The sequence below is a fragment of the Olivibacter ginsenosidimutans genome, assembly GCF_039542865.1.
Taxonomy (GTDB): domain Bacteria; phylum Bacteroidota; class Bacteroidia; order Sphingobacteriales; family Sphingobacteriaceae; genus Olivibacter; species Olivibacter ginsenosidimutans.
Genome location: NZ_BAABIQ010000043.1, coordinates 89,550 through 112,203 on the forward strand (window position 1 = coordinate 89,550; position 22,654 = coordinate 112,203).

Sequence of the window (22,654 nt, forward strand, 5' to 3'; positions counted from 1 at the left end):
AATATTACTCATTCCGTAAACTATCCACCGGATTGGCCAAAGCCGCACGGATAGCCTGTATACTTACGGTAATTAAAGCGATACTAATGGAAATAATCGTAGCCAGCACAAACAAGCCCCAGCTTAAATCTATTTTATATTCAAAACCATCTAACCATGTATTTACGACCATAAAGGCTAGCGGTAAGGCGATAACCAGTGCAACAATAACTAGTTTCAAAAAATCTCTTGAGAGCAGGCTAACGATATGGAGTACCGTGGCCCCGACAACTTTGCGAATGCTGATTTCTTTAGTTCGTTGTTCCGCAGCAAAAGAAACCAATGCGAATAGCCCCATACAGGAAATGACGATAGCCAGGATACCGAAGTAATGGGCGAGTAAATTTACTTGCTGCTCACTACGGTACATCTGCTCGTAAGTCTCGTCGACAAAATGATATTCAAAAGGGTAGTTTGGATTAATTTCCTTAACCAGTCCATCGAGCTCAGCAAGTGCTTTCTTTATCATTCCGGGCTTCGTACGAACCATCATGTAACTGCTGTTTTCCGGACTAAAACATAAAATAAGGGGTTTGATAGGTGCATGGAGTGACTCCATATGAAAATCTTTCATCACACCGATAATGGGTTGTTTACCATTCCAGAAACTTATTTCTTTACCTACCGGATCTTCCATTCCCATATACTTGGCTGCCGTTTCGTTGATCAGATAGCCAGCGCTGTCTGCTGGATGTTCAGGAGAAAAATCGCGACCTTTCAGTATATTAATATTCATCGTCTTAGTGAAGTTGTAGCCTACTTCAGAAACCGTTACTAGCGTCTCGAAATTCGGATCTTTTCCTTCCCAATCCAGATCACCTGATGCGCTCTGAATATCCATCGGCAACATCATAACGCTGGTAGCAGCCGTAACCGCAGGTAGCTTTTCCACTTCCTGTTGTACGGTTTCTATACGGCTATGGAGTTCACCGTCCAGCGGAATGTAGAGCATATTTTCTTTATCCAAACCCAAATTCTTTTGCTGAATATAGCTCATCTGTTGGCCAACAACCAGTAAGGCAACGATCAGTAAAATAGATAGGGTAAATTGGAAAATCACCAACGCTTTTCTAATGGAAAGCATACCTGAAAATATGGCGGATCGTTTAGCGAAAGAAATTCCTTTTAAAGCATTAATGGGTTTAAAGGAGGAAAGAAACAAGGCTGGGTAGCTACCCGCAAGAAAAGTTGTTGCGATGATTAGCAGTAGGATGGACAATAAAAAAAGCGGACTGTCGATGTTTAGAGAGAGCTCCTTTTCAAAAAGCGTATTAAAGGTGGGCAATGTCAAGCGCACCATGATCAATGAAAAGACGACGGCAATGGTTGTGGTAAGCAACGATTCTGCAAAGAATTGTGCAATCAAGATCTTTCGTGGGGCGCCAACCGTTTTTAGTACACCAACCTCTTTTGCCCGCTTGGCAGAACGGGCGGTGGCAAGGTTCGTAAAGTTTATACACGCAATGAATAAAATGAATACCGCAAGGATAGCGAAAATCCGTACATAGTCTATGCGGCCACCATCTGGGTGGCCGTTTTTAAAACGGTTGTATAGGTAAACATCTTTTATGGATTGCAAAACCGGCGTAAACTTGAGGTCGGGTGCATAACGAGGAAAGATGTCACGCATGGATGCCGCTGCTTGCACTTCAGAAATACCGGGTTTTAACTTGACGAAGGTTAAAAAAGAATTATTCCCCCACCGTTGCATCCAATCTTGTTCATTAATTTTGAAGTTCAGCAGCCAGTCGAATTGTACGGTGGAATTATGGGGAATGTTTTCCAATACTGCGCCGATGGTGTATACCTTCTTGTTATCCACTTCGATAGTTTTACCGATGATATCTACGCGGTTAAAATATTTAAGTGCGACGTTTTTGGTGATCACTAATTGATCGATAGTGGCAAGTGCACGGTTAGGGTCTCCACTTAAAACCTTGAAGCCAAAAACCTTGAAAAAATCGGATGACACATAGAAGCCATTTTCTTTAGTCGATTTATTTCTGGTACGAAATAGGAGGGAAGGAGAATAGCCTAGTTTGGTAACGGCTTCTATTTCAGCGATGTCAGAACGTATGGCACCTTCAAGAGGAGCAGAAGTCATGTCACCTGTGTGGATTTCACCGTTTCGCAACGCATTATTCTTAATCGTATAAATCCGATTTGCCTCTGGTAGGAACCGGTTGTAACTCCATTCATCCTTTATCCACAAACCAATCAATATGACGCAAGATAAGCCTAAAGCCAATCCGAAAATGTTGATAAACGAGTAACCTCTTCCTTTTATTAAACTCCGCCAGGCAATTTTGAGATAGTTTTTCAGCATAATTATTTGTCTTTCAATGGTTTTTCAGCTATTCGCCGCTTGGCTCATGGTTTCAGCATCTTCATTTAAGTAATCAGTACGTGCACGACTTATTTTCACTCATAATCCACAATACTTGACGCACAACTGGCAACGCGCAACCCATAACTGAACGGTGTCCAAAAACAAAACCAAGTTGTTAAATTGCTGTGCAGTAGTGTTTTGTGTGCCTATGGGATAAGGGTAGTGTTCGATATCGGACACCGTTTTGTTCGGAAGCGAACGCTTTTACACAGGGTAAACAAATCAGGAAGCAAAATGAGATATAGACTACAATCGCCAGCCTACAAATGATTATTTTGCTTGTTGTTAGCAAAAATAGAACATATGAAAGCTGCGGTACTAGAACGAGTGGGTCATAAGCCATGGTTTAAAGTAAAAGATATGCCGAGACCATCCCTGAGAAAGGGGCAGGTATTGGTTCAGAATTTTGCCTCTTCCACCAATCCTGTGGACGTTCTTATGCGTCAGGGGAAGGCGTGGCTAGCGACAGCAGGGGTTTCCAATCAGGTGATCGGTTGCGATTTTTGCGGGGTAGTTACCATTTCCAAAAGCCCGTTATTTAAAGTGGGTGATGATGTATTCGGTATGTGCTCTATTGTCAAAGGCGGGGCATATGCCGAAGAAGTTGTCGTTGATGCCAACCAAGTGGCGCTTAAACCGGCAAATTTAACATATATCGAGGCAGGAGTCATCCCATTAGTTGGGTTAACAGCCTATCAGGCGTTGTTTGGTATTGGTAAACTGCAAGAGCGGGAAAACGTGTTGATTACGGGGTGTACGGGAGGAGTAGGTTCTGCGGCGGTGCAGCTGGCCAGAAGCTTGAATTGCCATATTAGCGGCCTGTGTAGCGAAAAGCACAGAAGCGATGCGCATAACTTAGGTTGTGATGTGGTAATTGATTATAAAAACCAAAAAATCCCTTCAGGAGCGCGGTTTAACCTGATATTTGATGCTGCTGGAAAATATACCTACAGCGATTTGAAGCATCACCTTATAGAGAACGGCATATTTATTACCACCCGGGGAGAAACCCACACGATAAAAGGTATGGTACGTACGGCGGTGGATGTTGTGTTAGAGCCGCAGATGAAAATGGTCTTTGTCAAAGCCTCGGCAATTGACCTGAACAAAATAAAAGAAATTATTGAACAAAACGTATTTAAAATTCCTGTTGCTTCGGTGTTTTCCCTAGAACAAATAAAGGAAGCACACCAATTGATGGAAAAAGGGGGATTCGTAGGAAAAATCGGTATAAAAATTTAGACATAATAACGGTACTATAGGAGCAACATATATTCCATATTGCCGTTTAAATAATATGATAAAGCCGTTCCTTATTGTTTTAGCCGTGTTGTGTTTTTCAGGGTTGACTTACAGCCAAACGATTTCTTTAGGTCTTAAAGGGGGAATAACTATTCCACATCTGCCTGCTCCCGGAGCAAAAAACAATGTGTTTAATGGCGGGTATCGCTCGCGGTTAGAACCGGATGTCAGTATCTTCGTCGATGTGCGATTTTCAGACTGGTTATCCTTGCAACCTACTATGGAGTATGCTGTGCAGGGAGGCGACAAAAATGGTTTTCAAGCTATTCCTTTTCCAGAAGAGTTAATCCCAGAATTGCATGGCCAAACACCTCCGGAATATTTATATGCCGATATCCAAAGTACGGCGACGTTTAACTATTTGCTCTTTCCTGTTTTGGTAAAATTAGGATTGAATTTGGGAAGTAGCCCATTTAGAGTTTACGGAGGTATTGGCCCCTTTGTTGGTATCTTGTTAAATGCCAGGCAAAAGACCAGTGGCCATAGTACAGTATATTTAGACGAAGATAAGCAAACGCTCGTGCCCGATCCAGCGCATCCAAAATCACCGCTGGTTTACACATTTGATGCTAATATCGATAGCAAGGATGAGTTAAATACAACCAATGTTGGCCTCGAAGGCATACTGGGGATAGCCTATAAACTGAATCGAAGCAGCATATTTATTGAAGGGGGTGGTAATTATGGCTTCTTAGATATCCAAAAGGAGAAAACTAACGGACAGAATCATACAGGTGCTGTCGTAGTTTCACTGGGATATGCATACACCTTATAGGAGGGTGCCTCCTACATTTGCTTGGAACAAACATAGGAGACACTTCCTTCAATGTAAGCCGGTAGCGAAATCTTATTTGCTCTGCTCAACCTTGGTAGTGTCCGGATGGAACCAACAACGATCGTTTGCGCCATGGCCGTGCATACGACTAAACGCAAAACGCGTGAGAAAGATGTTGGTTGAAATAAACAATACGATAGCGAGTATAGCGGCTATTTTACTGATAACGCTTAATGTGGGGCTTTTAGCAAAACCACCAAAAATGTAACCAATAACGAATACCATACAAATGGCGAACAGTATTCTGAAAAAAATGAGGAGTCCCATAATAATTAAAATTTAATAGTGAAAAAATTTATTCGTTTAATAGTACTTCGTTTTCCTGCTTCCCCCAATGTGGCTGTATACCGCTGTTGGGTTCTTTCGCTAATAAAGCAAGGCTTTTATTCGCTAACTCGCGCGCTCTGCTTTTGTCGCCGCCCCAGGTTTTGGGTGTGTAGTACTTCAACCAGGCGGCCACGTAAACTGCCCGTGGATTATTAGGATCTAATGCAATCGCTTGTTGTAAACTTTTGTCTGAGAGCGGACCAAATTTAGGTCCATAAGTCATGGGGTTAATATATACATTGATGCGATACACTAAACTCTGCACTACCAAGGCTTCGGCATAATCCTTCTTACTGTTGATCGTATCAAGCAATGCAATGGCTTGATCGATCTGCTCTTTCCCCCGTTTACTGTAGGGTTCAATCCGATCTCCTTCATCCTGATAAAGAAAACCTATTTTTACATAGCAGAGGGCCGCATAGTAATGGGCGAGCCAATTTTCTTGTTTAGCAGTAAGTTGCTCAAAGGTACTCGCCAGGCTTTCGTAGACGGCTACCGACTGTGCCTGATCTAACTGGGATACAGTTTGTTCTAAAGATGCATCCTCTTGTGCTAGCACTAGCTGGGCACTGCACAGACTTGTCAATAGCGTCATGATGATGAACGTTTTCATACAATATGGTTTTATAAATTATCCAAAAAATTATCGGTACGGTTAATACCGAAACTCATAAATACACCTAAGTAAATCATTCGGGAAGCCGGAAGCGTAATAGGTACCTTTCGCTGTCCGTCAAAGCTGTAGTTGTAGCCAAATACCTGGGTTGTTCCCAGAACATTGTTCACGCCTAGCGCAATTCCGGAAAAATCTTTCCTTTTCCACTTTTTGAAGAAAGACGTGAGGTAAGCAATATGCATATTTAGTGTATTATAGGCTTTTGTTGTTCCCTGGTCGTAAATAGCAGTGTAATTCCCTGTTTCGACAGGTCGGATATGGTAATAAGGACGGCCAGCTGCCAGACTATAGGAAAGATTCACATTAGTAGATAACGCAGAAAAGAATTTTTTTACCGCAATCGTACCGGTATGGGGTGCGGCAAATGCAGACTGGATTAAGTAAGGGTAATCCATAAAATCCCTTTTGGTATTTAGGAAGGTATAGGTAATCCAGTAATCAAGTTCCTTGAACGTCCGCTTATCGCGAAAGAACAGTTCAATGCCACGGGCGTAGCCTCGTCCATCGCTGGTTAATTGTGGTCGTTGCTTAACCAGTGCCTGATACCGTTTATAATACGCCTCAATCCGTAATAGTCGATTGTTAGCCGATTTGGTGTAATTCAGGATATAGTGACTGGCCTTGGCAAAATCAAGAGATGCATCGGTATATAAAAACCCGGGTAAAGGTTCCTGATAGAAGATACCATAAGCAGCGTTAAGTTGTCCGCCATCTTTTAGGCGATAAGCTAGGCTAATCCTTGGGGCAGCAACCGTTTCATTTAAACGAGAAGAATGCTCCAGTCGGCCCCCCATTTTCATTGCCAGATTTTTGGTTAAGGCTACATCAAATTCAGCAAAAGCAGCTGTTAGATTGTTTTTCCAAACAACCGCAGTATCTTGGATATACCCTTCGTCATGGGTATAAAAATGTTCTGCGCCAAAGCTCAGTGTTATTGGGGCACGGAATTGATGTTTCAAGACCAACCTCGGTTGAAAGAAATTCGAGCGTATCCTTTGGTGATGTGTTTTATCGGAAAAGGGTTCCTGATCAATGTAAACAGGTTTTTCTGTCGCATCTACCAAGAGGTTTCCGCGATAGATATCGCTATAGTTGTAAGATGCACCTATAGCTAATTTCCAACCGCTGGAAAGGTAGCTTTGAAAGCTCAGGTTATTATACCAATTATATCCCCTAACCTCATTCCCCATACGTAGCGATACACTATCGATGTCCGGGCGATATAATCCTACATTGCTTTTATTCCGGTTGGTATAGAACTTAAGCATTCCTGTTTTTCCCGTTTTTATACGAAAATTGGCATCGCCGAGCATATATCGGGGGCCACTGAAGTAATCAGGATCTTGGGGAATAACTTGATTATACCACTTCAAATTGCTATAATCCAATGAAAAACCAAAGCTACTGCGCTTATTTTTAAGCAGCTGTTGGAGGCCTACGCCGATACTGGAAGGAAATACATGCAGGCTTGCCGACGACTCGTCCGGTAAATCTACACTCTCCAATATCAGGGCGCTACTCATCGCTTGTCCATATAGCGCGGAGTAGCCACCCGAACTGAACAATATTCCTTTAAATAAAAAAGGGTTAATACGGGCATACTGGGTAATTCCAGGTACCGAAGGGTAATTTGGATTGCTGTTTAGCGTACCGTCAATAAATTGCTTGGTTTCATCTCCCGTACCTCCACGAACAAACAGTCCCTCCTGCTCGCCAATCTGCTGGGCGCCAGGTAGCGAACGAAGCGCCTGACTGATGTCGCCGTAGCTACCTGCTACGGTAACCGCATCCATGGGCGATAGCGAGGCCCCTTTGGCATCGTCTGTAGCAGTAAATGTACCGGCACTGACGGTAACTTCATTTAATGTTTTTACATTTGGTTTGAGCATGAATTGAAGAAAATGCGTTGTATCGGTTAGCGTTACCGTTTGGGTTAATGTGGTATAGTTAATGGAGGAGACGACGAACGTAAGGTCGTTTTTAGCAACAGATGGTAAGACAAAATGACCAGCGCTATCGGTCTGTGCACGTACCTTAGCACCTTTGATACGCACGGTAGCGAAAGGAATGGGTGTACCGTTGGTGCTTTTTACTGATCCTTCCCATATCGTCTGAGCAAGGCTTGCTGAGCTAAGATAAAGCAAGAGAATCGCTGTGAACAGATGGTGTATTATCGTGCTTTTCATGATCTATCCGTTTTGTTTTAATTCAAAACTAATAGCTTCCTTGCCTTTATTTTTGGAGAGTAGACCAATCCGCGAAGTGTGCAGACGAAACGTAAAGTTGTGTCGATGGTCTCTTTTTGAAAATTACGAAGAGGGGTGAATGAGATGCATAACCTGTTCTTTATATAAGGGGCTTACCGGAATTTCTTTTTCACCGATACAAATGAAATCACGTTTTACGGCAGTAACTTTCTGCGCCGATATCAAAAAAGATTTATGGGTACGGATGAAGTTATTCGGTGGTAACTTTGCTTCCATTGCCTTTATCGACATTCGGGTAAGAACAGGTCGGTCTTGTGTAGCGAGGTAAATCTTGATATAATCCTTTAGACCTTCAATATATAGAATGTCGGTAATGCTGATCTTTACCAAGGTATATTCTACATTAACGAAAAAATCGGGATAAGCTGCCTCTGTTGATGATTGCTGTTGCTTTAGTTGAAACAATTCATTCGCTTTACTACAAGCTTTCATGAAGCGCTCCAGACTGAACGGTTTGAGCAGGTAATCGACTACCTGTAAATCAAAGGCTTCCAAAGCATATTCCCGATAAGCTGTTACGAGGATAACTAAGGGCGGATTGCTGAGCGATGAAAGAAATTGCAAGCCGCTCATGCGTGGCATTTGTACATCCAAAAAGATCAAATCTATCGATTCCTTTTGTAGGATATCCCAAGCCTCTAGCGCATTTTTGCAGCTCTTAACAAAGGTTAGAAAGGATAGCTGACGGATATTGTCTTCCAACAAGTCGCGGACCAATTGTTCATCATCTATAACTAAACAGCGCATCATGTTAATTTTAATACTAGATTTACGGTAAAAAGATTATCCTTTTCAATAATTTTGAGCTGGTATTGACTTTTATAGAGTAAATCTAAGCGGGTTTGAACATTGGTTAAACCGATACCCGAATGCTTGTCTTTATTGGTGTCTAACGATCGATCGTATTTATTGGAAACGTTGAAACGAAGCATTTCGTCTTGTACCGTTAAATGGATGCGTATCGTAGGTTCGTTAATCCAGCCAGTACCATGTTTGAAGGCATTCTCTACAAAGGGAACGAGGAGCATGGGGTCGATGCGTAGATTTTTTGTTTCGTTTACCTGTGGCAGCGCAATGTCCATTCGTACATCATCACCAAAACGTAATTGTTGTAAGGCAATATAGCTGTTTAGATAGTCGACTTCCTGGGTTAATAGCACTTTGTCCTGTTGCGATTCATACAACATATAGTGCATGAGGTCAGAAAGCCGTAAGATAGAGGGTTCCAGCTTGTTAGATTTCTTTCTGGCCAGAGCAATTAAATTGGTCAGCACATTGAATAAAAAATGCGGATTGATCTGCGAACGCAACAGTTTTAATTCAGAATCTAGTTGTATTGCACGTTGTTCTTTACGTATTTTTTCCCGATGTATTCGGTCAATTATTTTCCGATAAATCAAACTAGCTACAAAAATACCAATAGATGGCGGGTAGATAAATTTATTGGTTGTGAAATCCGGATTAACTTCCGGAAACCACTGTATGAGTAAAGCATGCTTTAATTGAAAAGAACCTACCAAAAGGAACAATACGCTGATAAGATATAATCCCCAGTAGCGGCGATTGAAGAGTTTCGGGTAAAGTAAATACGCATTGCCATAAAAAATAAGCGCATGAATGAGACCAGCAAGTGTGAAAAATAAGCCCGGCAAAGGACCGATCTTGTAATCGGGTGGACTACCAATGGCGTAGGGTAGTGTTAGTATAGCTGTCCACACCATCATGTGGACGGTTATGAAGACCAGATTCAAACTTAGCCACGGATATTTATATGTGCTTTGTGTTGCCATACGCATGGAAACTATAAAGCTATTAAATTCTAGGCGCTTATTTCTGGATGTGTAGACGAAAGCTTAAATTCTAGCGACGACCTAAGGAATAGTTAGCGGTTGAAGGTGCTGGATTTTGTTATTGTTTCACGTGAAATGGAATTATAAAGTGTTGTAAATGATATAACTTTTGTGGAATTTAAAGGCGTCTTATGAGAGTAACTGCCTTATTTCGCTAACGAAGTCTGTGATTTTGTTCGCAAGATGGCTCACTTCGCTAACAGTTTCGTGCATTTCGCTCTCGAAGTAGGTCACTTTACTATCGAAGTGATTCATCCTATTATCGAAGTCTGTCACTTCGATAACAAAGTCCATCACTTTGCTCACGAAGTCCATTACTTCCATATACAGGTGCTTTATTTCGTTCGCAAGATGGCTCACTTCACTAACAGTTCCATGCAGTTCGTTATCGAAGTAGGTCACTTTACTATCGAAATGATTCATCTTATTATCGAAGTCCGTCACTTCGCTAACGAAGTCGACTTTTCTCTTCGTAAAATAGAGCAATTTGATGATTCAAATCTTCAAAAATAGCGTAAAATTACCGATTTCATGTGTGTTTGGTTGACACTAAGTCGGACAAAAGCGCCATTTTCGGACAAAAGCGCCAAAAGCGCCAAAATCGGACACGCCCTATTTTTTTCTTTCGGAACTTTGTTTTGTACTTCAGGGGAAGGAGTATAGCTTTAGTTGCGCGTTATCAGTTGCGAGTTGCCGGTTTGTCCACCCGTAGTGGAGGAATCTCCCGGTGTTTTAACGGGATACGTTACGGACAGGCAACTGATTGCCGAAAGCTGAAAAAAATGATTATTGAAAAACAGATTGAAAAATGATGGTAAAAAATGATTATCAGGGCTTGCCGCCATAACGTATGGACGCAGCCGACCGACAAATGTTCGGAAAATAGCAGGGATTAATGATAGATTTTTTAATCTCCTCCCGCATAAAAGGGAAAAATAGCGAGAGGAGGAACAGTTTTTAACTGTCTAATTTTAATTAAGTAAAGATGAGAACTTTAAAAGTAAATACTGGTTTTAAAATAAAAAAAGATGCAGAAATTTTACAATATGCTTTAACTGTCATGGCGGCGATGACAGACAATGTGAATTTTCCAACGCCGGCACCGGCCTTAGGAGAAGTGCAAACGGCGGTAGACGACTATCAGGAAAAACTGGCCAAAGCTAGTCAGAAGGGAAGTCCTTTGGACATCAGTATAAAAAATGAAAGCAAGCAAGCCTTAGCCAAGATATTGAAGAACCTTGCTCTTTATGTCAACTCGGTTGGCGAGGATAACCTGTCCGTTCTGCTGAGTTCAGGCTTTCCGTTGTCAGCACAGCCGATAAAAGGGCTTGCTCCGGAAATTCCTACACAGCTACGGATGAAAGATGGCCCTTTAAGTGGGCAGATCCGTTTCGACTTTGGCAGCGTAGACCGGGCAATGCTGTACGAGTATTGCTATGCTTCCGAGCGGGATGCCAATGGCGATCTGGACTGGAGTGATCGTTTAACAACATCCTCATCAGTCAATAACATCTTAAGTCCGGTAAAGCCTAGCCTAACATATTATATAAAGGTACGGGCGGTGAATCGGAATGGTGTAGGCGATTGGTGTGAACCGGTATCGTTGATTGCACGATAAATAGTTTTGCATGATAACAATGTCCCCGCTGGCTTTGAGGCTGGCGGGGATTTTTATAACGCAAATCAAAGCATACTGATATATTTATAGATTGTTTTTGTTTATTTTTTATAATATTATTATGTTTATTAATGATATTATATATGTTTGTGTTATGAAAAATCTTAAATTATGGTACCTGAATCCGTACAGACCTATGGGGGTATGCTTACCCAGGAAGAGTTCACACAGCGATACCGTTATATCCACGCTCGGATTAAATTTGGCTACACAGCAGAAGAAGTTTCCTTTTTAATGGGCAGACGCTCAAATGTGAAACTATTTGATGGAAAATAAATCATAAAGTACAACTATTTGATTGGTTTTTTATCAAATAGTTGTATTAAAGCCTTATATTTGTCTTATGTATCAACGAGATATATATCCAAATTTGGCGCAACATCTGATGAAGAAACAGGTGACTGTGATTACAGGAATGAGACGTGTTGGTAAAAGCACTGCAGTAAAGTACTTATTAGCACAAGTTTCGCACAAGAACGTACTTTATCTGGATTGTGAGCGGATAGAAATAAGGGTGCTTTTTAGTCATCCCAATTATGAGGAGATTAAGATCGAACTGGAAATTATGGGCTTTGATTTTACCAAGCCAGGGCTTATCGCAATTGATGAAATTCAATTGTCAGAGAACTTACCGAGCATTATAAAATATTTTTACGATACCTATGAGGTGAAATTTGTAGTAACAGGCTCAAGTTCTTATTACATGAAGCATAGATTCTCGGAAAGTCTTGCTGGTCGAAAAAGGATTTTTGAAATGTATCCACTGAGCTTTAAAGAATTTCTGGTTTTTAAAAGAGTTTGGAAAAATTCCTTTCAAAAGTTTGCAATGAAGTCGTTTGAACGACCATGGTTCAATCGGATGAAAGATTTGTATCAGGAGTTTATATCGTTTGGAGGTTTTCCTGAGGTTGTCTTGGAGGAAAAAGAAGAAGACAAAAAGGAGCTTCTATTAGATATCGTCAATTCTTATATCGAGCTGGACGTCAAATTGCTTGAGGATTATTCTGTAAGCGAGGATTTATACAAACTGATAAAACTGCTGGCAGCTAGAACAGGCAATAAGGTGGACTATTCAAAGTTAAGCAGTGTGTTAGGAATGAACCGTCAAAAGATCGCTTCTTACATCCAATTATTGGAATCTACTTATCTTATTTATCAGATAACTCCTTTCACAAAAAATATAGACAGAGAAATTGCTAATCAAAAAAAACTATATTTTGCCGATACTGGAATATTAAATACGCTAGCAGGAAATGCGGTTTCATCTGGACAAGTCTTTGAGAATATCGTTGCCGTTCAGCTGCTAGGTCTAAGAGAAATACAGTTCTATCAACGCAGAAATGGACAGGAAATAGACTTTATTTTAGACGGAAGTACAGCAATCGAAGTTAAAGAAACACCCGTTCTACAAGATAAGAACACCTTGATTCAACGAGCATCAACCATCGATATCCAACAATATTGGGTTGCTGGACGTTACCCTCCTTCTAGTAATTTCGAGGATTTTATTTGGGGTGGAGCTATTTTTTGACTCATTTCCCCGATTAATGAATAATACGCCTTTAATAGATTAAGTCACCAAAGTATCAAAACCTTTTAGTGGCAGTGGGCAAGTAGCACTTCCTGTTTTTCGACTGCATCTGTCCGCGCAAATCATTAGCTTTTTGCTAAAACGGTCTTATAACTCACTACTTGTGTCTTATCCCATATTTAAGCTTTTTGCTTTTCACTAATAAAACGTATTACTTACAACCTATAACTCCACTCATTCATTCCTTAAACTATCCACGCCGAGCAATCGAGATCCCGTCTTTACGTCACTATTCGTTATGTAAAGACTTCACCGGATTGGCTAATGCGGCCCTAATAGATTCATAGCTCACGGTAAGTAACGCTATACTCAATAGGGTTAAAGCAGACCCGGCAAATACGAACCAGCCAACAGATATATGGTACGCAAAATTATTCAACCAACTATTTACGCCATACCAAGCAATGGGTAAAGCAATTAAAATAGCCAAGCAAATCAACCGGATGAAGCGTTTAGATAAGAGAGATACAATACCGGTAGTTGTAGCACCCAAAACTTTGCGTATGCCAATTTCCTTGAAGCGCTGTTCGGTCATAAAGGCAGAGAGGCCGTAGAGTCCGAGGCAGGAAATAAAGATAGCCAATATAGCAAAAAGGTTAAATAGGTTGCCCATGCGTTGTTCCGCCTGATAATGGTTATTCAAATCTTGATCTAAAAAACCAAAAGAGAAGGGGGAATTGGGATCTATGGTCTCATTTATCCTTTTCAGGGCTTTAATTGTGGCCTCGGTTTTCCCGGGCTGCGTACGGACAATCACGTTACCACCATAGTCATTTGGCTTGATGACTAGAGGTTCTATCGTTTGCTGAATAGGTTTAAAGTTGAAATCTTTCACCACACCTACAATTTGGCCTAGCCTGCTACCGAAGGTTAGCGACTTTCCAATTGCAGCGGATGGGTCATATCCCATAAGATGGGCCATTTTTTCATTGATGATGAAGTTACTGGAATCCGCTTGGGAGTTTGGTAAGAACGTTCTGCCTGCCACCATTTTCATCTGGAACACATCAAAAAAACGACTACTTACGCTCATGTCTGGAATGATGGGTTGTCTGTTTGGGTCTTTCCCTTCCCATTGTACATGTACTGAACCGGTCATTACATTGGTGGGTAGGATATTGGTAATTGCAAACTGGGCAGTTAGCGTATTTTGTGCAAGTTCGTGTTGATAGGCATCAAATTTATCATATAAACTACCGCGCATTGGCACATACAACAAATTGGAGCGGTTAAAGCCTAAATTCATTTTTTTGATGTAAGCAAGTTGTTGATAGATAGCTACGGTACCGGTAAGCAATAACATGGCGAGCACAAATTGGAGAACCACCAAGGTATTACGAAAAGTTAATGAATCGTTTTTACCAAACAGCGTTCGTCCTTTCAATACATTAACTGGCCGGAAACCCGATAAATACAGGGCTGGATAACTACCCGATACTAACCCGGTAATGAGTGCAATAGCTAATAACCGGGTAATGGTTTTTCCATGCAATAAGGCGAGGGTCAAGTCTTGTGCTGTTAATTCATTCAATAGCGGGAGTGTTAATTTAACAAGTCCGACAGCAAGTATTAAGGATAGCAAGCTCATGCATACGGATTCTGTTAGAAATTGGCTAACCAGCTGTTTCCTTAAAGAGCCCATTACTTTACGTAGGCCCACCTCTTTGGCGCGATTAATTGACCGCGCGGTAGTCAGGTTCATAAAATTGATACAAGCTAAGCCAAGGATAAAGAAAGCTACAAGCGATAATATTTGCACATATTGGAGGTTTCCATTATCGTCTAGCTCGATTTGTAAATGGGAGTGCAGATGAATATCCGTCAATGGTTGGAGATGGAAATTGACTTTCATCTGTTGCTCGTGCGCTTTATATAGGGCATTCATTTGCCGTTCAAAGGCCTCGATATGTGCCTTGCTGCCATCAAAATGTTTGTTGAACAGTAAGTAAGCATAAAAATTAAAATTACGCCACGTTCCAGTCACGATATCTTTATCGGTTTTAGCGATGGCCGAGATAGGCATGAGGTAATTAAACTGGAAATGGGAATTGCGGGGAAGGTCGGCCAATACACCTGTTACGGTGACCAACTGTTCATTATTCATTTTTAACGTTTGACCTAAGGGAGAGCGATTTCCAAAAAACTTTTTTGCCAGACTTTTGGTTAACAGAATCGCATCAGGACGTAAAAGGGCAGTAGTGGCGTTCCCTTCGAGCAGCGGAAAAGAAAAGAAATCAAAAAACGTTGAATCTACAAAAAATCCTCTTTCTTCTTCATAAATGGCATCACCATAGGTCAATATATTTTTAGAAGGGTGGCTGATCCGCAAGACTTTTTGAATAGCAGGTGCCGTTGCTTGTAAAGCGAGCGGCATGGTAGCATTGTTAATGGCAGCATGAAAATCTTCAGAAGCTTCAGCGGTGACTCGATAAATATGATCTGCGTGCTTATGGAAATGATCGTAGCTCTGTTCATGCTGTACCCATAATAAAATAAAAATACTGGCAGCCATACCAATAGTTAATCCGATAATATTAAGTGCAGAAAAGGATTTCTGACGAACGAGATTTCTATAAGCAATTTTGAAGTAGTTCTTTAACATTTTTTTTAGTTATGCGTTACGCGTTGTGAGTTGCGCGTACGACCAAAACTGACAACGGGCAACTCGCAACGGGCAACTGTATTATTCATTCCGCAAACGATCTACCGGATTGGCTAATGCGGCTTTGATGGATTGGAAACTGACGGTACATAAGGTGATCAGCGTCGCTAGTGCTCCGGTAAGAACAAAAACTTGCCATCCTATTTGAATGCGGTAGTTAAAATCCTCCAACCAACTATTCATCATATAGTATGCAATAGGGCAGGAAATGATAAAGGCAATGCCTATTAACTTTATAAAATCTTTAGAAAGCAATTGAACAATACTACTTACCGTTGCCCCTAATACTTTTCTGACTCCAATTTCCTTGCTACGCCGTTCTGCTGTGTAGGTAGCAAGTCCAAATAAACCTAAACAAGAGATAAAGAGGGTAAGACCCGCAAATAAAAATGATAATTTGGCCGTGCGCTGTTCATCTGCGAATTTATGTGCATATTCCTCATCAATGAAATGATATTCAAAAGGTGCACGCTTATCAAATTCACGAAGAGTTTTACCTAAGTTGGCTAGTGCATCGGAGGTAGATAATTTGTCTGCCAGTTTAATATGCATCGTATTCATTTGTGAGAATGGCCCCATTATGAATAGCGGCTGAATTTGCTGAAAGGGAGATTCCAGTACAAAGTCCTGAACCAATCCGACGATATGCCACTTTTTTCCATCGCGTTCAACCCACTTTCCAAGGGGATACGACATATTCATTGCTTTCGCTGCCGTTTCGTTCACTAATAGCGCACTTGAATCCGACGGGAATTGTGTAATATCTAGATCGCGGCCATCCAATAACTGTATTCCGGTGGTTTTAGTAAGTCGGCCTCCGTTGCAAACGTAACAAAAAGCGTACTAGAGGTGCCCGTTCCGGAAAATCCCTCCCAGGTATAGCCGTTTCCAATCGCATTTGGGTCTGTTACAGGAGCGAATGTCTTACTTATGGAAGAAGCGATCCCGTCAGTTAAAAGCTTTTGTTTTATAGCGGGATAATTTCTTTGTTGTATTGCACTAAGTGACGTATATATCAATCGAGAGCGATCATAACCCGACTTTCTGTTTTGCGCATGATCAATTTGCTGGTAAATAACGGAGGTGCCGATGATCAATATAATAGCCCCTGTAAACTGGATGATACAAAGGATTTTACGGATGGATAATCCTGATTTCAGCGATAAAAATGATCCTTTCAAGGTTTGTACAGGTCGGAAAGAAGATAGGAGAAAAGCAGGATAACTACCTGCTAATAGACCTGTAAAGAGTACGAAAGTTACGTACGATAACCAGAACCAATATTCTTTCAGCGGTAAATAAATCTGTTGCCCAGTTAAATCATTGAAAAAAGGGTGTAGCAAAAAAATCAGTAGCAAAGCGAGTGTGCCGCTACAGGATGTCAGTATAATGGCTTCACTCAAGAATTGACTAATTAAGGATATGCGACTGGCGCCGGTAACTTTACGTATGCCCACTTCTATCGCCCGTTTTTCGCTTTTTGCCGTGCTTAGGTTCATAAAATTAATACAGGCGATGCTCAATAATAAGATAGCTACCAGGATAAAGCTGTTAACTAATACGATTTTTCCTCCACTACGTTTTCCATTCTCAAAATTAGCTTGCAAATGCCTTTTGGCTAAAGGTAAAGGATAAAGATCGATGGCCACATCCGTTTTGTACGGATGCATAAAGGAGCTAATTTTTTGCGTCCATATAGCGGTATGTGCATGCTCACGTGTAAGGATAAATGTTTCGGCTTCAAAGCTATCCCATTGATCACTAACATGTCCTAAACGCTTTCCTAGATTCCAGGGGAGCAGTATCTTAAAATTAAATTCCGTATTGCTAGGTAGGTCTTTGAGAATGGCAGATACGTTCAAGAGTTGCCGATCCGTTAATTCAATCGTCTTGCCAATGATATCGGTCGTTCCAAAAATCATAATGGCTGCGCTTTCTGTTAGTATGGCAGTCGTAGGATTTTGAAAGAAAGAGGTTGGATCACCTTGGGCAAAATCGAAATCAAACACCTTAAAAAAAGAAGAATCGACGATAGCAGTGGCAAGATTGAGTTTCTTATCACGATATGCATACGAAACAGCGGGAATAGGGACGTAGCTGGTTGCTGTTTCTATTTCGGGTATATTTTTTTGTAGGGAAGAGGCAAGCACTTCAGGTGAATATTCGAAGCTAAAAATTTTATCATCTACAGGCAATTGCGACCATAACTGGTAAATACGATCCGAATTAGAAAAAAAACGGTCATAGCTCTTCTCATGAAGGGCCCAAAGCAAAATAAATGTAGCCCCAGCTATTCCCAGCGCAAGTCCGCTTATATTAATAAAAGAGTATCCCTTTTCTCTTACTAAGTTTCGCCAAGCAATTTTGAAGTAGTTCTTTAACATGTTAGCACAGTATTTAGTACTTATTACTCTTTACTCTGTATTTAGATATATTTTTTAAAAGTATCAAGTATCAAGTATCAAGTATCAAGTATCAAGTATCAAGTATCAAGTATCAAGATATTCTTAAATACCTTCTTCCTTAAGTCTTTTTTGTGCTTTACGTTTTATTATGCTTAACTAAAATGTGGTCTTGTGTCTTGATACTTATGTCTTATGTCCTTCCTCTTTTGCTTCCGCTTTCAACTACTCAAAAAAGCAACCAAAAATATAAGATGCTGATATGTAGTTGCTTATAATCTCCTACGTGGGTTTACCGTTCGTTTTCGGACACTTTTTGTGCGGAAGTGAACAAGAATTTTGTTATTGCTTTATTAACAAAACAGCCATTTCCAATTTTTTAGGATTTTAATATGCTTTTTAATGGTATTTTTATATCTTTGAATAATCTAACTGTATTAAGCCATGATAAAACCAAAACCCATAAAAACCTATGCAGGTATGCTGACCCAAGATGAGTTTGTACAATATTACGCTTATTTAAGTGCACGGCTAAAAGCTGGATATTCGCCGGAAGAAGTTTCCTTTATGATAGGGCGCGCTCCCTATTATTTTGTAGATTATGAACGGATGGAAAGAGGGGCACGTTTAAATCAGTATGATCGAAAAATACTTGACGAAATATTCAAAAACAAGCTATACGAACAGCTTTTGTTAGCGAAAGATGAGTTTCACGGGTATCAGGAAAAACGCTTCATACGGGTTAATCTGGATGAGTGCGGAAACGAGCGTCAGTATTGCATCCATCATCCTTGGCTAATAAAGGAAAAAACAAAAAAAAGTAATAAAGCGATTCAATTAGTGGAAACCATACGAGTTATAGCACCCAAAGATAACTGTAAAATAAGGAGTGAAATTGCTTATGTGTTGCAACGGTTAAAAAACAGGGCATTTTTTCAGATACCCCAATTGCCGTATGCTATTCATTTTGAAGTAACGAAATTAGTAAGCCGAAATATCTATCCTTTCCCAAGTGAATTAAAAGCTGTTTTATACCAATTATTGCATGAAGGTAAACTGCTGTTAAAAACGATAGAAGGGCGAATGCATTATTTTGGTTAAAGATCGCCTTCGTCTAAAAACATTACCCCTCATATGGAGTGAACCTATTCGTCATGTAGCATAGCCGAACCGACCGTAGGGAAACATCCTTAAAACGGATACTAGTGAATAGACATCTGTTAAGGATGAGATTCCTCCACTACGGTCGGATGACGATTTTCAATGCACGCTGTTCGTAATTTGTTACTTCGATTTATCCGGAAAAGCTGGAATGGGTGGTACACGGGTTTGTTTTGCGTCCTTTAATAGTTTTTGTACTTCTTCAATAGCCCGTTCTAGCTGAATGTCTTTGCCCGTATATTCAATATGCGGATCATTTACCACTTCGATGTCCGGATCTACACCATGGCCTTCGATGACAAAGGAAGATCCATCTGCGGCGAAGTGGGCAAACTCTGGTTTACGCATATCACCGCCATCGATAAAGGGTAGCGAACCACTAATCCCAACAACGCCTCCCCAGCTTCGCTGGCCGATAACAGGACCAATGTTGAAGTATTTAAATTGATAAGGGAAGAGGTCGCCATCAGATGCCGAATACTGATCGATGAGCAATACTTTCGGACCAATGTGCGCATCGGGCTTCACGGAAGACGATTTGTTGTTCCGGCGTAAAGTGCCTAGACTCGGCCGGCGTAATAAACGCTCGATGATCATGGGCGAGACATTGCCTCCGCCATTACCACGATCGTCGATAATTAAGGCTTTTTTATCCAGTTGCGGATAAAAATAGCGAGCAAACTGATTGAGCCCTTCTACACCCATATCCGGAATATGCACATAACCGATGGCTCCATCACTGGCATCACTAACCACCTTAATGTTATGCTGCACCCAATCGTGGTAATAAAGGCTGGCCTCGCTCGCTACCGGTTTGACAATATATTTTCGCACACCACTTTCAGAAGCTTTATCATTCACTTCTAACTCTACCAGTTGATCTGCCTGACCAATAAGACCCTGATACAGATTGTCCATATCTTTTACGGATTTTCCATTAATGGCAATAATGAACTCACCTTCTTTTACCTGTACGCCAGGCGCATATAAGGGAGCATAGAGGTCTTTGTCCCAGCCTTCTCCGGTCAGGATTTTGTCAATGCGATAATAGCCACTTTTATCCCTGGAAAAACGCGCCCCAAGCAATCCCATAGGAATGCGCTCTATGTCTGGGCGGTCTCCACTATTAACATAGGCATGACCGATATTCAATTCGCCGATCAGCTCACCAATGATATAGGTTAAATCATTGCGATGGTTTACATACGGTAATAATGCTGCATATTTATCGTGCATGGCTTTCCAGTTCACGCCATGCATATTAGGATCATAAAAATAATCACGCATTTGCCGCCAACTTTCGTCATAGACTTGCTTCCATTCGGCATGTAAATCAACGATGAGCTTCATACCGTCTAATGGAACCTTGTTACTCGGATTGAGCGGACCTTGACTAAGGGTCTCGATAAAAAAATCAGATCCACTGCGGATAAGGATTTTCTTTCTATCAGGACTTACTTGATAATTGCCAAAAGAACCAATGACGTTTTCCTTTTTATCCTTTAATGCATAAAATTTTAGTCCGCCGCCATGCATAGAATGGCTCATGTAATAAAGCCCTTCATTGCTGGCTACCAGATTGGCATAATTTCCCGGAATTACCGGTAAACTTTCAATACGATCAGCCAATCCTTCTTCATCGATGCGCACGACATGTTCTTCATCTTTCGGGGAGGCTTCTTTTTTCTTATCCATCTTTTTATCCGATACCGTATCCGTCTCTATTTTTACCTCATCGTTTTCTGCCTCAAAAGGCGAAACGACATCTTTAGCGAGCCGTACGAAATAGGGACGAGTCATGTTATTATATACATGGTTCCACTCCGTGCTGCTATATGTTGGGTTAAAATCGCGCGAGGACGTAAAGTAAAGGTATTTTCCATCGGGACTAAATGTGGGATCTCCACTTTCGTACCATTGATCGGTAACCGCTACCTGTTTTTTATCGGCTAAGCGATATAAATAAATTAGGGCAAATTCACGTGCTTTACCGGGGAGGGTAAAAGCGATCCATTTACTGTCGGGGCTAAAGGTATAATCATTTACCGTACCATTATCTGAATGCAAGATCAACGTTTTTTTGCCTGAAGCAATGTCGTAATAATATAAATCCTGATTACGGTCTGAAAGCAACACAAGCTTACTGTCGGGACTCCATACGGGATTGAATTTATAGGATCCTCCTCCAGAGCTGATTTGCTTGGGAGCTTGTCTCCCGTCTTGTGCCTGGATATAGAGTTCATCTTCTCCACTCCGGTCGGATATGTAGCACAGCCATTTACCATCTGGGCTCCATTCCACATTGCGATCGTGTGCGTTGCTGCTTTGGGTCAGGTTTCGGGTAACGCCGCTTTTTGCAGGAAGTGTAAAAATGTCTCCACGGGCGCCAAAGGCTACGCGCTTACCGTCCGGAGACAGCGAAGCACTGGTGATATATTTGGACGCATCTACCTGTTTGTTGCGGCCAGAAGATAAATCCTCCGCTAGTGTAACCGGTATTTTTTTCTGTTGATTAGTGGTAATGTTGTATTGGTAAAGATAACCCCCATTTTCAAAAACGATGATATGGCCATCTATGGAAGGAAATTTGCAATCAAATTCCGTAAAATGCGTGAGTTGTTGGGTTTGTTTGGTTTTAGTATCGACGACAAAAAGATTCATCGTGCGCTGACGGTCACTGAAAAAGAACACTTTGTCTTCATAATACATCGGGAAAATATCCTGTGCTGGATTATTGGTTAGGTTTTCAGTCGTTTCGTTTTTATTGTCGTAAAGCCAAATATCGTCAGCCTGTCCACCTCGGTAATACTTCCAAGTGCGAAACTCTCGAAACACACGGTTCATGGCTATTTTACTTCCATCGGGACTGTACGAAATCCAAGAGGCGGCGGCGAAGGGCAGCTCTTGACCCATATCGCCATTCAACGGCGCTAAGCGGATGTTTCCTTTAAAATCGTTAAAAGTAGTAGCACGTGTACGGTAAATGACATGCTGGTCATCGGATGTCCAGCCCATAACGACATTGTTCGGACCCATACGGTCGGCTACATCATCTCTACCCAATGTAGCCGTATACGTGATCCGTTTTGGAATGCCGCCATTCGAAGGCATGACAAAAACTTCAGTATTACCATCGTATTGCGCGGTAAAGGCGATTTGTTGACCATCATGACTAAATTTAGCAAACATTTCATAGCCGGGATGACTGGTAATGCGTCTAGCTAAGCCTCCATCCAAAGGGACGAGGTATAGATCGCCGGCATACGTAAACACCACTTGATTGCCGTGTACAGCTGGAAAACGTAGTAATCGGGCTTCTTGCCCTTTGGCCGTATGGAGAAAAAAGAAAGCAAGGAAAAGATAGGAAAAAAGTTTATTCATGTAGTGAAATTATTATGTGTAGCCAAATATAATGAAGTTAGGTTGCAATAACCGGTTTGGTTTTGTCAAATGATTGATATATTGATATGCTTTT

The 22,654-nt window shown here is 41.2% G+C and carries 16 protein-coding genes; 6 read left to right on the forward strand and 10 right to left on the reverse strand.

Features of this window, described 5'->3' with window-relative positions; genetic code table 11:
* Window positions 1-4: 4 nt before the first annotated feature.
* Entirely contained in the window at window positions 5-2,365 is a 2,361-nt protein-coding gene (locus ABD930_RS17965; protein ID WP_345233806.1) for an ABC transporter permease, read from the reverse strand.
* Window positions 2,366-2,731: 366 nt separating this feature from the next.
* Here ABD930_RS17965 and ABD930_RS17970 point away from each other — a divergent pair, with 366 nt between their 5' ends.
* Both ABD930_RS17970 and ABD930_RS17975 read left to right on the forward strand, forming a co-directional pair.
* Complete coding sequence (locus ABD930_RS17970) at window positions 2,732-3,670, forward strand: NAD(P)-dependent alcohol dehydrogenase (RefSeq protein WP_345233808.1); 939 nt, start codon at window positions 2,732-2,734, stop codon at window positions 3,668-3,670.
* Between the two features lie 55 nt (window positions 3,671-3,725).
* On the forward strand, window positions 3,726-4,505 hold the full coding sequence (locus tag ABD930_RS17975; protein WP_345233810.1) for an outer membrane beta-barrel protein: 780 nt from the start codon (window positions 3,726-3,728) through the stop codon (window positions 4,503-4,505).
* Between the two features lie 72 nt (window positions 4,506-4,577).
* Here ABD930_RS17975 and ABD930_RS17980 read toward each other — a convergent pair whose 3' ends face one another.
* The 5 genes from ABD930_RS17980 to ABD930_RS18000 all read right to left on the reverse strand — a co-directional run bounded on the left by ABD930_RS17980 (window position 4,578) and on the right by ABD930_RS18000 (window position 9,625).
* Window positions 4,578-4,832 carry a hypothetical protein gene (locus tag ABD930_RS17980; protein WP_345233812.1) on the reverse strand — a complete coding sequence of 85 codons (255 nt, stop codon included), beginning with the start codon at window positions 4,830-4,832 and terminating at the stop codon, window positions 4,578-4,580.
* A gap of 28 nt (window positions 4,833-4,860) precedes the next feature.
* Window positions 4,861-5,505: a hypothetical protein gene (locus tag ABD930_RS17985; RefSeq protein WP_345233814.1), complete on the reverse strand. Its 645-nt coding sequence runs from the start codon at window positions 5,503-5,505 to the stop codon at window positions 4,861-4,863.
* A gap of 11 nt (window positions 5,506-5,516) precedes the next feature.
* Window positions 5,517-7,754, reverse strand: coding sequence for a TonB-dependent receptor (locus ABD930_RS17990; protein ID WP_345233816.1), 2,238 nt, complete (start codon window positions 7,752-7,754; stop codon window positions 5,517-5,519).
* A 123-nt stretch (window positions 7,755-7,877) separates the two neighbouring features.
* On the reverse strand, window positions 7,878-8,585 hold the full coding sequence (locus ABD930_RS17995; RefSeq protein ID WP_345233818.1) for a LytR/AlgR family response regulator transcription factor: 708 nt from the start codon (window positions 8,583-8,585) through the stop codon (window positions 7,878-7,880).
* Window positions 8,582-9,625, reverse strand: a complete 1,044-nt coding sequence (locus ABD930_RS18000; protein WP_345233821.1) for a sensor histidine kinase — start codon at window positions 9,623-9,625, stop codon at window positions 8,582-8,584. Before ABD930_RS18000 ends, ABD930_RS17995 begins: the two co-directional genes overlap by 4 nt.
* 1,045 nt (window positions 9,626-10,670) lie before the next feature.
* On the opposite strand from ABD930_RS18000, the gene ABD930_RS18005 reads away from it, so the two are divergent.
* The 3 genes from ABD930_RS18005 to ABD930_RS18015 all read left to right on the forward strand — a co-directional run bounded on the left by ABD930_RS18005 (window position 10,671) and on the right by ABD930_RS18015 (window position 12,894).
* Complete coding sequence (locus ABD930_RS18005; protein ID WP_345233823.1) at window positions 10,671-11,303, forward strand: fibronectin type III domain-containing protein; 633 nt, start codon at window positions 10,671-10,673, stop codon at window positions 11,301-11,303.
* Between the two features lie 171 nt (window positions 11,304-11,474).
* Window positions 11,475-11,639 (forward strand): hypothetical protein, encoded by a 165-nt coding sequence (locus ABD930_RS18010; protein ID WP_345233826.1) that lies wholly within the window; start codon window positions 11,475-11,477, stop codon window positions 11,637-11,639.
* 67 nt (window positions 11,640-11,706) lie between these two features.
* The gene (locus ABD930_RS18015) at window positions 11,707-12,894 is read left to right on the forward strand and encodes an ATP-binding protein (RefSeq protein WP_345233829.1); all 1,188 of its coding nucleotides are present in this window, start codon (window positions 11,707-11,709) and stop codon (window positions 12,892-12,894) included.
* 289 nt (window positions 12,895-13,183) lie between these two features.
* Here ABD930_RS18015 and ABD930_RS18020 read toward each other — a convergent pair whose 3' ends face one another.
* The 3 genes from ABD930_RS18020 to ABD930_RS18030 all read right to left on the reverse strand — a co-directional run bounded on the left by ABD930_RS18020 (window position 13,184) and on the right by ABD930_RS18030 (window position 18,000).
* On the reverse strand, window positions 13,184-15,556 hold the full coding sequence (locus tag ABD930_RS18020) for an ABC transporter permease (RefSeq protein ID WP_345233831.1): 2,373 nt from the start codon (window positions 15,554-15,556) through the stop codon (window positions 13,184-13,186).
* An 81-nt stretch (window positions 15,557-15,637) separates the two neighbouring features.
* Entirely contained in the window at window positions 15,638-16,342 is a 705-nt protein-coding gene (locus ABD930_RS18025) for an ABC transporter permease (protein WP_345233833.1), read from the reverse strand.
* A gap of 38 nt (window positions 16,343-16,380) precedes the next feature.
* Window positions 16,381-18,000 (reverse strand): ABC transporter permease, encoded by a 1,620-nt coding sequence (locus tag ABD930_RS18030; protein WP_345233836.1) that lies wholly within the window; start codon window positions 17,998-18,000, stop codon window positions 16,381-16,383.
* A 462-nt stretch (window positions 18,001-18,462) separates the two neighbouring features.
* On the opposite strand from ABD930_RS18030, the gene ABD930_RS18035 reads away from it, so the two are divergent.
* Complete coding sequence (locus ABD930_RS18035) at window positions 18,463-19,119, forward strand: hypothetical protein (RefSeq protein ID WP_345233838.1); 657 nt, start codon at window positions 18,463-18,465, stop codon at window positions 19,117-19,119.
* A 183-nt stretch (window positions 19,120-19,302) separates the two neighbouring features.
* Here ABD930_RS18035 and ABD930_RS18040 read toward each other — a convergent pair whose 3' ends face one another.
* The gene (locus ABD930_RS18040; RefSeq protein ID WP_345233840.1) at window positions 19,303-22,560 is read right to left on the reverse strand and encodes a S41 family peptidase; all 3,258 of its coding nucleotides are present in this window, start codon (window positions 22,558-22,560) and stop codon (window positions 19,303-19,305) included.
* Window positions 22,561-22,654 lie beyond the last annotated feature (94 nt).